6 protein-coding genes, 1 pseudogene and 1 riboswitch are annotated in these 13,312 nt (G+C 58.2%); of the genes and pseudogenes, 2 read left to right on the top strand and 5 right to left on the bottom strand.

Going from position 1 to position 13,312, the window contains the following annotated elements; translation table 11 throughout:
• Positions 1-391: 391 nt before the first annotated feature.
• Entirely contained in the window at positions 392-1,558 is a 1,167-nt protein-coding gene (locus ACVWY3_RS22685; RefSeq protein ID WP_456840470.1) for an acyl-CoA dehydrogenase family protein, read from the bottom strand.
• Between the two features lie 685 nt (positions 1,559-2,243).
• On the opposite strand from ACVWY3_RS22685, the pseudogene ACVWY3_RS22680 reads away from it, so the two are divergent.
• A pseudogene (locus ACVWY3_RS22680) lies at positions 2,244-2,813 on the top strand (aminotransferase class I/II-fold pyridoxal phosphate-dependent enzyme); the annotation flags it as partial.
• 292 nt (positions 2,814-3,105) lie between these two features.
• Here the strand turns inward: ACVWY3_RS22680 and ACVWY3_RS22675 are convergent.
• The 3 genes from ACVWY3_RS22675 to ACVWY3_RS22665 form a co-directional block, all read right to left on the bottom strand.
• Positions 3,106-3,843: a carbonic anhydrase gene (locus ACVWY3_RS22675; RefSeq protein WP_456840469.1), complete on the bottom strand. Its 738-nt coding sequence runs from the start codon at positions 3,841-3,843 to the stop codon at positions 3,106-3,108.
• Positions 3,844-3,853: 10 nt separating this feature from the next.
• Positions 3,854-4,594: a thermonuclease family protein gene (locus tag ACVWY3_RS22670; protein WP_456840468.1), complete on the bottom strand. Its 741-nt coding sequence runs from the start codon at positions 4,592-4,594 to the stop codon at positions 3,854-3,856.
• Positions 4,595-6,355: 1,761 nt separating this feature from the next.
• Positions 6,356-6,973, bottom strand: coding sequence for a nodulate formation efficiency C protein (locus ACVWY3_RS22665; protein WP_456840467.1), 618 nt, complete (start codon positions 6,971-6,973; stop codon positions 6,356-6,358).
• 1,183 nt (positions 6,974-8,156) lie between these two features.
• Positions 8,157-8,358: riboswitch (cobalamin riboswitch) on the top strand.
• Positions 8,359-8,462: 104 nt separating this feature from the next.
• Here ACVWY3_RS22665 and metE point away from each other — a divergent pair.
• Positions 8,463-10,808 carry a 5-methyltetrahydropteroyltriglutamate--homocysteine S-methyltransferase gene (gene metE / locus ACVWY3_RS22660; protein WP_456840466.1) on the top strand — a complete coding sequence of 782 codons (2,346 nt, stop codon included), beginning with the start codon at positions 8,463-8,465 and terminating at the stop codon, positions 10,806-10,808.
• 1,244 nt (positions 10,809-12,052) lie between these two features.
• On the opposite strand, the gene ACVWY3_RS22655 is transcribed toward metE, so the two are convergent.
• Positions 12,053-12,652 carry a hemerythrin domain-containing protein gene (locus tag ACVWY3_RS22655; protein WP_456840465.1) on the bottom strand — a complete coding sequence of 200 codons (600 nt, stop codon included), beginning with the start codon at positions 12,650-12,652 and terminating at the stop codon, positions 12,053-12,055.
• Positions 12,653-13,312: the final 660 nt, after the last annotated feature.

The following is a 13,312-nucleotide window of genomic DNA, read 5'->3' as shown; positions in this document are numbered from 1 at the left end:
TCTCTCCTGGCGCAGCCGAGTGATCTCCGGTCCGCCGACATCGCGCTGCGAAATCTCTCCCAATCAAAACGCCACTTAGAAGCGTTGTGAATCAAACCGCGAGACGTTGCGGCTATGCGTGTAGATCGCGCTCGACACGACAATGATCGAGGCGGGTGCGTAGAGACCCATGGGGCCGCTCGTTATGTTCGCGACGGGGGAAGGGATGCTTGCTCCACGGATATGGAGCGGTCGCTTTTGAGAAGAGCCCGACTGAAAGGCTCTCGCTCTCTCTTTCTACTCTTCCTTTAAGGAAGGCTGGCAGGCCGCTAAGTCTTGTAGCTGCAGACAGCATGATATCGCGGTGCGGCAATCAGTTGCTGGGAGGGGTGCGGAACGTGGATGAACCACCTCATGGAAATCCCGGCTGTGCTGCACTTCCGAGCAGGAGTCGGCCGGCGCTCTGGAGCGTTCCCTCGCTTAGAGCTGCGTGCTGGGCAACCACGAAGCTATCGCACATCGCTCGCGCCAGATTGCTGGTTGTATAGAGCGACGCACTTCCAGCGAGGACGCTCGCAATGTTGCAGACCTCAGCGCTTTGCCGCGCGGCATTTGTCGCGGCGAGTCGCATTAGGGTCGCGGTGCGCGGGTTTACCGCATCCTTGATCGCTTCCTCCCACAGCTCCTCGGTGGCCTCATAGAAGAAGGAACGGGCGGAACGCAGCATGGCTTCGGCTCTAGCCATCTCCAGTTGGGCATAGCCGCGCTCTGCCATGACGGGCGCTCCTGTGATTGAGGTGCGGCTTCCGGCCTCCGCGATCACCTCGTCTAGCGCGGAGCGCGCAATTCCGATGCCGACAATCGCATGCGCCTGGGCAGCGAAAGTCATGGACGGATAACGATAGATCGGCGCGTCGAGTGTCGGCGGACCGCCGCGGATCAAGGTCCATTCTTCCGGCACAATGACGTCGTTGACAACGACGTCGTGGCTGCCGGTGCCTTGCAGACCGATGACGTCCCAATTGGGGCGGATTGTCACCTTCTCGGCCGGCATCACGGCTACACGCGCAAGGCCACCGGTCGAATCGTCTTCCACAGTGATGCCAACGGCTATCAGATCCGCGCCCGGTGAGCCGCTGGCGAATGGCCACACGCCGTTCACGACAAACCCGTCGGTGCTTCGCCTGGCGGGCTGGAGCGGGAAAAGCGCACCTGCCAACACCACGTCAGGTCCATTCGCGTATACCTTGTGAAGCGTGTCCTCCGGAAGAGCAGCGAGGTAGCGAGCCCCATCGCCGAAGCTGGCGACCCAACCGGCGGAGCCGTCGACTTCGGAAATACGCTCGATCAGGCGACAAAAATCGGCCGGCGTTCGCTCCTCGCCGCCGAATCGCTTGGCGACCAAAGCTCGATAGACGCCAACGCGCTTGAAGCCCTCGATGATCTCGTCTGGAATCTTCTGCGCTCGGGCGAATTCGTTTCGACGCGCGCGGATATCAACCAGCAGCGGCGACAGATTGTCCCAGGTCGCAGCCGTAGCGTCGGTTACTCGAGTGATCGTCTCTGGTGGAGCGTTCATAAACCTGTCCTCGGTGTCTTGAGCCGATCGCTGCCGCACTTCATTGAATTTGATTGCGGGCGCACGGCGAAGCCGGTCGGATTGATACCCAGTGGGCAGGGATCGTCGAAACTGTCGCAGTTGATATTGACTGTGATGCGATGAAAGGCGCTTGCCAGTCCAAACCACTCCCCGAACGCATTGACTCAAAGAAAAGGTGTTGAGGGCTGGCAGGACTGACTGAGATATGGCTGTCGATGCTCTCATTGAGGCTGAACCGGCAAAGCAACTGATATGCGGCGGCGAGATCGATCCACCTCTGCTGCACTATGTCTCCGACGGCCGACGACAGCGCTGGTTCTGCCATGTCTCCTCCAACGGACGATTTGCCCACCCGGCTCGAACCACGTTGTGAATTCCTGACTTGGCAACCGCGGGGTCGGCGATGCCTGCGGCTCCTTTGCATGTCCCCAGCAATCGACGTGCCATCAATCATGGTCTGCCGGCGTGTCTGAATCGAGCGAGATCACTTGGCTCGTGCCGCGCCGAGAGGATGCTCGCGCCTCGCGTGTCTGATTCCAGGCACAACGCGTCATCAACCGGACATGGAAGGAGAACAACTGAAGTGGACCTCGACCGCGAATCAGTCGGGCTCGGCTTGCCTGCTGAGTTTCAGGCCCGCTCCGATCTCCCGACGTTACCGAAAGCGGAATTTACCGTGCTCGCGACTATGGGTGAGCTGTTGGTTAGAAGTGGACATCACACCGCAAGTATTCATCAAACGTGACGGCGGCGTCCAGGAGTTTCGGATGAGCGCCCATATTGATCTACAGTCGGTCGCAGATGTGATTGGCAACTGGTGCGCCAAGGGCGGAATAGGGCGCATCCGGATCGTGGTGGAAAGCCTCTACAGAATGGACGGCGACTTCGCGCCGCTTAAAGATCTAGTCGCAGTCGCCGAGTGCTACCAAGTTTCTGGTCGTGGACGAGGCTTACGCCACAGGCGTTACGGCGAGCAGGAGACGGGGCTCAGCGCGTCCTATGAGGGGCGCGGAGATCTGGTGGTGGTCCACGCCTGGGGCAAGGTGCTGGGCGCGGCGGGCGCGCTTGTCACTGCTTCCGGCGTATTGCGCAACTTCATGGTCAATCGGTGTCGTCCATTCATTGTCGCCGAGGCGCCATCACCCTTTATGGCTGTCGCGGTGGAGAAGCACTCCAGATCCTGCAGGAGGAGCCTGAGCGGCAGCAACGCCTGGTCGATCTGGTCGATTTTACACAAGTCAGCTCGTTGCGTGTTGGACTAGCGCATTAACGCGCAGGCATAAATACTGGCGCTCGCGGTATGAGGGTTTCTTGGTGCTGGCCTCGCGTTGCCAATATGAGCACGTATAATGCAAGGAGAATTAAGAGGCCGCGCATACCAAGGGTCTTCCCGAAGCTATGACAATTGTGGAGCGGATTCTATTCGGTGCATTTGAGGGCAGCCGATGCACGAGTGAATTACGGGAATTCGACCGAAGCCCTGCATCAGGCGGCAAACGACTAGCGGGCCGGCGAGGGTGTCAGCGTCAGCTCAGCAAATCGACCTTGCCGGTGTCGAGCCGATACAGGCCCCCGACGACCTTTAGTCTGTTCTGCTCAACTGCCGCGTTCAGAATCGGCCCCGTCGATTTTAGTTTGTTGACGTTATCGACTACATTTTGTCGGGTTACTTCGGCGAACGTGTCACCGGTTTGCTGGCGAGAACCTTTTACCGCAGGCGCAAGCGCAGCAACGAGGGATGAAATGTGCCCCGGCGGCGGCTTATCGTCCTGGAGCGACTTGATCGTGGCGTCTATCGCACCGCAATGATCGTGGCCAAGTACCAGGATCAGCGGCGTGTTCAGCACGGCCACCGCATATTCCATACTGGCGAGCGTGTCATCGTTGGCGAAGTTACCGGCGAGGCGGCAGACAAATAGATCACCAAGTCCGCTGCCGAAGACAAGTTCAGGCGCCACGCGAGAATCGGCGCAGCTCAGAACCGCGGCATATGGATTTTGCCCATCCACCAAAACCTGACGCTCGCGCTTGAAGTCGTCGTGTCGTGATCCGCCCCGGACATAGCGATCGTTCCCTTCCATGAGCCGCTTCAGGGCAGCCTCGGGCGAGATCAGGTTATTTGGCTTGGGCGGCGCTTTTGCTTGCTTTGCATCGACAATGTTGTTGCCAACCCGTAGGCAAACCGCCGAAACAGCGAACAGCAACAGCGAGCGCCGCGAAGGCGCCATCTTGGTCAGATAGGTCGGAGAATGGTCTGCCTTCATGCATCTCACCTCATCGCGCGGCTTTACGCCACCCGGTGGCTTCGGCTTCCGCTTCGCTGCAGAGCCAGCGTTCACCGGATTTGGTCATGTCGATTTGTTCGTAACTGAGTTGCCCGGGCAGGTGATAAATGCGCTCGCCATTGCGGCCCACAGTGCCTTTTATCACACACTCGGACGAGGGCGGGTCCGATAGCAGCGCCGATCCGAGCAGGAGTGCCTGAGCGTCGACGGGAACCGAGCTCGCGCCGATGATGACCGTCCCCTTATTCCGGCGACGCCAGTCCCAGGGGGCGATGAAGGCCCCCGACCACAGCCCAGCACAGGTTTTGCTCGCCACAACTTCATAGATGACGTACGGACCCGACGAGAGTGCCCAACCGGAGCGTACCATCCAGGCGTTCACATTCTCGCCTTCTATGAAGCAACTGCCGCGTGACCTGCCGTATTCATCACCTCCCGTGGTATGACAATCCCACGTTCGTCCGTTCGAATGCTTGATCAGCTCGTCGCGAGCAGCTATGCCGCAAGCCCATTTCCGACCGTGGGCGTCGAGGCAAATCTGGTCAGTTTCGGGAGCTTCGATGCCTGAGAGCCGAAGCTTGGATCGCTCGATCTCGATCGTATTGCCGTCGAGGATGCGCGCAGGACCGCTGAGCTTCGCCGCGCAGACCGGAGATGTGATGACAGCAAACAATGCGACCATCATTACGCGGTGTTTCATCCCGACAATAACCTCTCGCTCTTGATCCATGTTTACGCACGATCCGGCGCCGCCGCATTCGACTGCTTAAACGTCTGTCCGTTAGTCGGCCGCATCTTTCGACGCTTGGTCTATGAAAGCGTGGCTTCATTTCCAAGCTACGACCTGACGCTGGGTGAGGTTCAAGCGATTTCTTCCGGTGTGCGTGTCGCGGTATCCTTAGCCTCGTCGATCTCTCTCACCGGGCGCGTGCTGCACCCTCTCGACCTGAGGAGGAGATCCGATCGCTTGGCCGCGAACTTGGTATGCGGGAGAAAGGCCAAGCCTCGAACGCTGTCTTCTCACGCGCTTGAAGGAGAAGAAGTCGCCTGTGAATCTTGACATCGAGTGCAAGTCAGGCGGGGACGAGCAACCTGGCTATCGCTTTGTGCCAACCTGCATCGGCAGACAGAAGGCTGCCGAGACGGTTTCAGCGAGGGGATGACATTTCGCTGTAAATTCTTGTCAGGAGAAGATTGATGTTCGAAGGAAATCTGGTCTCGCTTCCTCTGAAAACTGGAAAGGCGCCACGGAGTTCAGCTCAACGCTCGCTGCGTAAATGAACCGGTATCGCTTGCGCAAACCACCAACCCCGAGCCCTCTTTTGGAGAGCCAGGCCTTTATGCCCATCGCATTGTGGCTTTTCGCACCTCTGCGCTGCACCATGACCGTTCGTGGTGCTGCCGCCCCGTTCGTAGGAGAACCCGATTGTCATGACCCTGGCGGCGCGACTGGCGGCCGCTCTCTCATAGTGCGCTTCACCGCGATCACATGTGGAGATTGACCCAGCAAGCCCGGTATGAGGGCGCGCGTTTGCGCCAGAAAATCTCAAACGGCAACCTCCGTGGCTTCGTCTTGTACGCACCGGACGAGGGGTAAGCCGCCCGCGTGTTCGGACGGTCGCGAGTGCCATCCTGATGCCATTCGGTGCGAGGCGTCCATCCATAACATGGTTCCGCCATTGCGGCACTTGGGCAGGTCGCTCTGGTGCGGTTTAGCCGACTCAAGCTACAAATCATTCTCAACGACCTCACTACACAATGGGAATCAAATGGCTGCAGCCCCCCGGGAATTGCCGGTCTCTTCTTACGCACTTGAAGTGGATGGCCGACTCAGAGCCGAATTCGCAACCAGAGACGGCGCCAGGGCAGGCGGAGCAGAACTAAAGAAGCGTTTTCCCATGCTTCAAATTCGGATCTATGACGCGCAGACGAATGCGCGCGAGGAAATTTAGGACCGGCTCAGTCGTTCCTCGAGGCCTCGCGCACGGCTCCGGGGGGCGTCGCCAGGGCCCTCGGACAACGGCCGGTGTTCAGGGGTATGCCGACAATGCCCCATTACCCTCTCAATGGGTTGGTCGCAGCACTCGATCGTGCCGGCTCGGCCTCGGCATGCTCGCGAGTCAGTCGCGCGATAGTTCTGTGCGTCATTCAGCAAAATTCATCATGGGGTCCGGCCGAGGCATGTCCAGGCCCGGTCCCTTGAAGAGTGCATGGAGAGCTGGTTCCCTCGCAGATCGGTGTTCTCTCTGCGTCGCGTGCGCTGGGAGCAAAATCTCGCCAACTGGCATGCGCCGCTGAGCTCGATTCGTCGCAGAAAGTGTCCGGAGGTAATCCTGCTGCCTGACTTTTGCTGACGGGCTGAAGGGTACGGGAAGGCTCGCGATTGTTGAAGGTGTAAACACCGACATTTTAGGGCTGATATGTCTTGCAGTTGCTCTGAGGGGATCGGCGGTAAAGGAGCTGCGGCGCGATCTTGCTCTGCGCGACCATTTTACCGAGGGCTTTCGCTCCCCTCCAACTCTCGCCGTTCCTTTGGCTCCATGCCAGCGAACCAAGAGCCGGGAGGAAAGGCCGCGATACGCTTGGCAAAAGGGGATTTCGGCTCCCAATCTTGCCCTTCGCTCTTCTCGAAAGTGATGACACCGTTGTGTGTAAAAAAACGGGGTCCTGGGATATCACAGTTCACCAAAAGCAAAACGCGCCACAGATCACCCTTCTCGGTCGGCTTGTCCTTCTGCTTCGGCAAGTAGTCCACTTCAAGAGGTTCAACGATAGTGCAGCGGCCCTGCCGCAGAAGATCGCCGAGGCGGCCTTGCGTGGTCGTCACAAAGTTGAAGTTGCTCGGCTCATGCAGAAAGCCAAGATTTGCGTCCCTTTCACTCTCCTTCACTTCAGTGGCGATCAACGAGAGTGCTAGGGCGTGCCAGCCCAATTCGATCGGCTTTGCATAGGTCGACGCAAGTTGAAACGTGCCGTCGAGCGCGATCCTCCAGGTGATAAAGTACGGTTCGTCTAATGTATCGTCAGGGTGTCTGGTCCACAAAACGAAAACATAGTCGTTTTCGTCAAGTTCAGCGACGCCCCACATTCGAGGGACGAACTGTGCCACCTTCGAGACGTTGGAGATAATTTGTTCTATTGTCTCACCGTCTTGCGCTCGCCACGTTGACTTGAATCTTTCGATATGGGGGCTCTCGATGGCGCGAACACTGTTGCTCGTCGCAGCCAGCCCGGCCAGGCAGATCAGGAGGCGACCGAGACAAAACCATAACGCGCGTCTTCTAGACACTGTTCTCATAACTGCCGGCCTATGTGGTGTCATCCACACGTCATTCCAAAGTGGGCAACCTTCAAACTGTTATGCACGAGCACAAGAAGTTAGCGGCGACGCGACGGGGAGACCGATGGTGTCCCGTGCGAGCAGGCGCTCCCCTCTATGTCACGCGCCGCTAACTTCGCTGCCGGCGACAGCAGTCAAGTTGCTGTGCTGGACATGCCCAGCAGGAGGAGACTGGGCATCCCGAAGACTTGCATTCTTCGTGCCAGGTAATACACGGCAATTCGCACCGCTTTTGTGTCCTCTTTGTCGACTTTCCGACTGGTCAATGTCTCGATGTTTCCGTTCAGCGCTATCCAGCCCAGCTTATGCATCCTGGTCCCGCACCGGATCGTTCGATGGCGCGGCGGAACACCTCGGTACCAAGCTCCTGATGAGAATTGTTTGCCGCTATTGAACCGTTTGGTTCGGCATCGTTGCAAGAATGTTGCTTTCGATCTCTGCCACGCGTTTGGCCATTTGCGGCCATCGGCCATGGTGCGTTTGCCGCTCCTATCGCGACATGCGGCGCTTCGAGAATAGCCTCAGTTAGGAGCGCTTTGCACTCGATGGCGACGAGGCGAAACCGATCTTCACTGCCGAACATTTGGAGTCTTGCTGAACCGCACATCAACGTGCTGGCCGGTATGTTGCTGGCTTCGGCTGGCTTGGGCCTGTTCAACACGGATCCTGTTGACCGAGAAGGTGGCTGGATAGTGGACTTGCTCAAAGAACCGCTGAGAAGCCCGAGATGCGTTCTGCTCGAGGCAGCAGTCCCGACGGGCAAGCCGCATTTGTCCCTTCACCGATCTGGCGCGCGGCCCGCAGGCAGCTGCGATCGTCATTTCGATATTGCTGACTTGAAAGCGCTTCTACATCGGCTCAACGCATCAGGATGCGCGGTCATTCGCGTAGCGGATGTCGCAGCACCAGCTTGAGACATGATCTGAGAGGTTGACGGAAGACCTGTCTTCTCGATAATCCAAGTCGTCGAGGTTCTCCGGTCGCACTTGATCCGGAGCTAAGAGGGAAGCCGGTGAAGATGCCGGCGCTGCCCCCGCAACTGTGAGTGGCGAGCCGCTGTCCAACGATGTCACTGAAGCCTGCGCGGCTTCGGGAAGGCCGGACAGCAGCGATGACCCGCGAGCCAGGAGACCTGCCCCGACATTATGTTCGTCCACGGGCGGGGTATCCCGGTGGTGCGCCAAGCAGCCGTCGCACTGCGCGACTTCCCCTGCCTGCGTCCGCCATGGCCTTCTGCCCCCAACACGGGGTTAACGCTATGTCTCTTCTCTCCCTTCCCGTTGCCACGCTCGGAACGCCACGCATCGGTCCAAGGCGCGAGCTCAAACTCGCTCTAGAAAGCTACTGGGCCGGAAAAAGCAGCGAACAGCAGTTGCTCGAGGACGCAGCTGGCCTGCGTGCCGCGAACTGGGCTCGTCAGAAATCTATCGGCGTCACGGTCATTCCATCGAACGATTTCTCGCTGTATGACCAGGTGCTCGACACAAGTGTCATGGTTGGCGCCATCCCGGAGATCTACGCCTCAAAAGCCGAATCCGTTTCGCTGAAGACGTACTTCGCTATGGCCCGCGGATCACAATGCGACGATCAGGATGCGAGTTGCGGTCACGGACCGCGCGCATTTGGCGCACCCGCGCAGGAGATGACCAAGTGGTTCGATACTAACTACCACTACATGGTCCCCGAGTTTCGCAGAGGACAGACTTTCAGGCTATGCTCTCGCAAGCCGATCGAGGAGTATGAAGAGGCCAAGGCCCTTGGCTTTCAGACCCGTCCTGTCCTGATCGGGCCGGTCACATTCCTAAAGCTCGGCAAGAGTCCCGATCCTGCATTCCAGCTACTCTCACTACTAGATGAACTGATACCGGTCTATATCGAGGTTCTGCAGGAATTGGCGAAACGTGGGGCAAAGTGGGTTCAGTTCGACGAGCCCTGCCTGGTTCTTGATCTGGATGAGGGGGCGCGAAAATCTTTGCGGCATGCCTATGACCGGCTCGCCAAGGAGGGCCCGGCCATCAAGATCATGGTTGCCAGCTATTTCGGCGACCTCGGCGACAATCTGGATACCGCCTTGAGCCTGCCGGTTGCAGGACTGCATCTCGATCTGGTTCGAGCGCCACAGTTGTTGGATCAGATCATAGCTGGCGGCCGACGTGATCTCGTCATGTCGCTCGGTGTCGTCGACGGCCGGAATGTATGGCGGTCGAATTTGTCCTCGCTGCGCCAGCGGCTCGAACCCGCGATTGCGAAGCTCGGCAAAGATCGTGTACAGATCGCGCCATCCTGCTCGCTGCTTCATGTGCCGGTCGATGTTGGACTCGAGACCGGGCTCGCTTCCGACGTCAAGAGCTGGCTTGCTTTTGCGGTCCAGAAGATGCGAGAGCTTACTATCCTGGCGCGGGCACTCGCAGGCGACCAGAATGTCGCGCAAGCTCTTGCCGAGTCGGAATGTGCCGCGACTGACCGGCGGACTTCGCCGAAAATCCGTGATGCTAATGTCGCTGTCCGGATGAAAGCGATCGATCAGACCATGCGTCGGCGCGCGAGCCCATTTGCCCGTCGTGCCGAGATCCAAAGCAATCGTTTTGGACTGCCGGCTTTTCCTACCACGACGATCGGATCGTTCCCACAGACCATAGAGGTTCGGAATGCGCGTGCGGCCCATGCGCGGGGCGCGATGAGTGACGAGCAATACGACAGGTTCCTCAAGGAGGAGACTGCGCGCGCCGTACGTTGGCAGGAGGACATCGGTCTCGACGTCCTCGTGCACGGCGAGTTCGAGCGCAATGACATGGTCCAGTACTTCGGCGAGCAACTTGCCGGCTTCGCATTTACCAAGAACGGATGGGTGCAGTCCTACGGCTCGCGCTGTGTCAGGCCACCGATCCTGTTTGGCGATGTAGTGCGGTCGAAGCCTATCACCGTGGACTGGTGGCGCTACGCGCAATCATTAACAAAGAAGCCGATGAAGGCGATGTTGACCGGACCGGTGACGATCTTGAACTGGTCCTTTGTTCGCGATGATATTCCCAGAAGCGAGGCCTGCCGCCAGATTGCGCTCGCGATCCGAGACGAAGTCCGCGATCTCGAGAATGCTGGTGCGACCATGATCCAGATCGACGAAGCTGCACTTCGAGAAGGATTGCCGTTGCGTCGATCGGAGTGGACGGCTTATCTCGATTGGGCCGTGGATTGCTTCCGCATCTGCTCATCGGGCGTCGCTGATAAAACGCAAATCCATACACATATGTGTTACTCGGAGTTCAACGACATCATCGGTGCAATCGCTGCTATGGACGCGGATGTAATCTCGATCGAGACGTCGCGCTCAAAAATGGAACTACTCGACGCGTTTAGGAACTACGAATACCCAAATCAGATCGGGCCGGGCGTGTACGACATCCACTCTCCACGCGTTCCTGAAACGGGCGAAATGAAAGAGCTGCTGGCGTTGGCTCGGACCCGGCTGCAGGATTCGCAACTCTGGGTCAATCCGGACTGCGGCCTGAAGACGCGCAAATGGGAGGAGGTTCGGCCGGCGCTAACGAACATGGTCGCTGCCGCCCGCGAGCTGCGCGCTGCATTCGATCCGCCGGGCCGGTGATCAGGGATTGGGTCTGTTCTCGGCAAAGTTGATCCTCTTGCGGTCATTTTGCGCTCTCCATGATCGATGGACCATTGGGAACACAAAAAAACCGGCACCGCTTAGCGGGCCGGGTGAAACTCTGGGAGGAGCAAAGCTGAATGCCTAGGAAAGATCGACTGCCATGTCGCACATGAGTCGACCGATGGTTTCGGCGCAGCAGCGATGCTCCTGCCTCAGCAAACAGCCCTTCGCGGTGGCGAGCCGATCCTCGGCGATGCGAGCTAGGTAGTCCTTCGCTGAGATGGCTTTCCGACAAGCCCTTGTTGGATGCGCTCGATCGCGATGGCGCCGAGCCCAATAATGGGCCCGTCAGTGTAGCCCTGGAAGTTGCACTTAGCCTGTTTTGATGCCTGGCCCCCCGGCAAGACTTTCGAGTGGCAGGGCAAAGTGAGCGACGCCGACGCATATGTATCCAGCATCAACCAAGGATTCCGTGATCCTTTCGAATTGGAGGTAGCCCTCGACACTGTCGAGCGGAATGAATTCATCGTCTTTGCGTTGATGCTTCTTGAATGCAGGAATATGCGGGAGCCGAATCCCGAAATCCGACCCGGATGCAATTCGAGGCATTTGGTGAGGATTTCGCGGCAGGAAGCGACTGTCTCGTGGGGCTACGCCATACAGCCAAAGGGACTCAAGCCATGCTTGATAATCTAACTCGCAAACTGACGCTGAGAAATGCGAGGACGTCGGGTATCTGGTGGAACGTGGCAGCCCCGTGCAGGCGGCTACTCGTCGTGGCCTCATCGACGTCAACTGCCTTGTTGTTGGTGCTGACGTAGCCGGCCTGACAGTGCCCCCAGTTGGCGCGCAGCAGGTCGAACCGGCTGCCGTCGGATGATTGAGAGCGTACCGGGTTGGGGTCAACGAGTGGGATTGCTTCGCGCGCATCCGCGCGATCGCAATCGTCCGGCCTTATCGGACATAAAAGGCGTCAGTTTCGCGCGATATCACCGCGCAACTGCCCGATCTGCGACGGTCACATTCTGGAACATGCCAAAACCAGAGCTCAGGAAGGCTCGGCCGCGCCGTTTGCGCCTGTGGTAGAGCAGCGATCATATTGCGCAGAAGCCATTTTGCCGGTACGACCAGCCTACGTGCCGGCGAGCACCCCCATTTTCATTTCGACAGGAAGAACATGAGGTCCACTTCCTGCTGTGAAACGGCAGCGATCAATACAGCCCGTCCATCTCGGCGCCGTATCACGGGGGGGCGGCCTTGGGGCACGCAAACGCGACCGAGCTCCGTTCGGCCTCAGCTTCTTGCTCCAATTGCAGAATATGCGCTCTTAGCGCATCGGAAGTTGCTGCCGCCGTCTCGCTGAACAGCGGATCTCCATGATCGGTCAGACCGGAAGCGATTTCGGTCCAATCCTGAGCCGAGAGAGCCTTCAGAGCTGCCGGAAAGAAATCTCGTTCTTCCCACTTCATGTGGTGCCGCTCGCGTACTATAAAGTCGCGTATGATATCGCCGACGTCCTGCCGAAAAAGTTCACGATCCGCGAGGATGGCGTCAATAGCCCGCGCGAAGTGGTGCAAACGGTCGACGACTTCCTGGTGTTCAAGCGCGAGATCGCCGACGATTGCAGCTGCATCCGGATCGCGAGCCTTGAGCTTGGAAAAAATCAAGTCTTCCTGTGGATGATGGTACACCTCGGGATAAACCTCGAAATAGCTGATAATCGCGCGAATGACCTCATAATCAGGACGGATCCCTTTCTTAAAAATCTCCACTTCGCGTTCAAGAGCGACCAGAAGCAGATCAATGTTGCGATGCTCTCGAAGCAAAAGATCGATAATCATTGCGGTGCTCCTGGAGGCACAATATAGGCTGGAAGCGTTTCTGCGGCTCAGAAGATCTCCTAAGCCGAATTTGGCGTCCTTCGCTGCGCCGCGTTCGTCCGCGCCGTTCGACGCGAAAAAGTAGCGCGCTCCGATTTGAGCTGGCGTATAGCAACTTAGCCGAAGTGTTGAAGTTGCCCACGCAAGACGCTGGTCCGATGGCGGCAGCTCTTGGTAAAACTGGCGTGCATCGGGGACCCTACCTTGCGAACGTCGATGTGACGCAGATTGTCTGTTCCTGACGAACTGGGAAATCTGGTTGTTTTCCCTAGGTAGAAGCCCCTAAGTATTTATACGTAAGTCCGATGAGGAGGGCGTCTTGAATGGGGCCGGCGCGGTCCCTTGGTTGCTCAAACACGGATCGATGTACGGCGGCCGACCTCATCGACGGGCTTGATGATCATGCGCCTCCAACCCACGCCATCGTTGATTTCGAAGACCGCAGTGACTGTAGCCCAGCCGAGCGTTCACGGAAGCCCGCACTGGGAGCTCCGTTGGAGGACCGACCAATATATTGCCGAGTTATGCCAGTCTTCGGGCGGTCAGACCTGCTGTTCATCGGAGCACAAATTTGGGCACCGCATTGATCTGCTTCATGTGCCGTCGTGATTCCAAGAAACC

This window comes from Bradyrhizobium sp. USDA 4486 (assembly GCF_054057995.1).
This window is presented reverse-complemented; position numbering and strand designations above follow the sequence as displayed.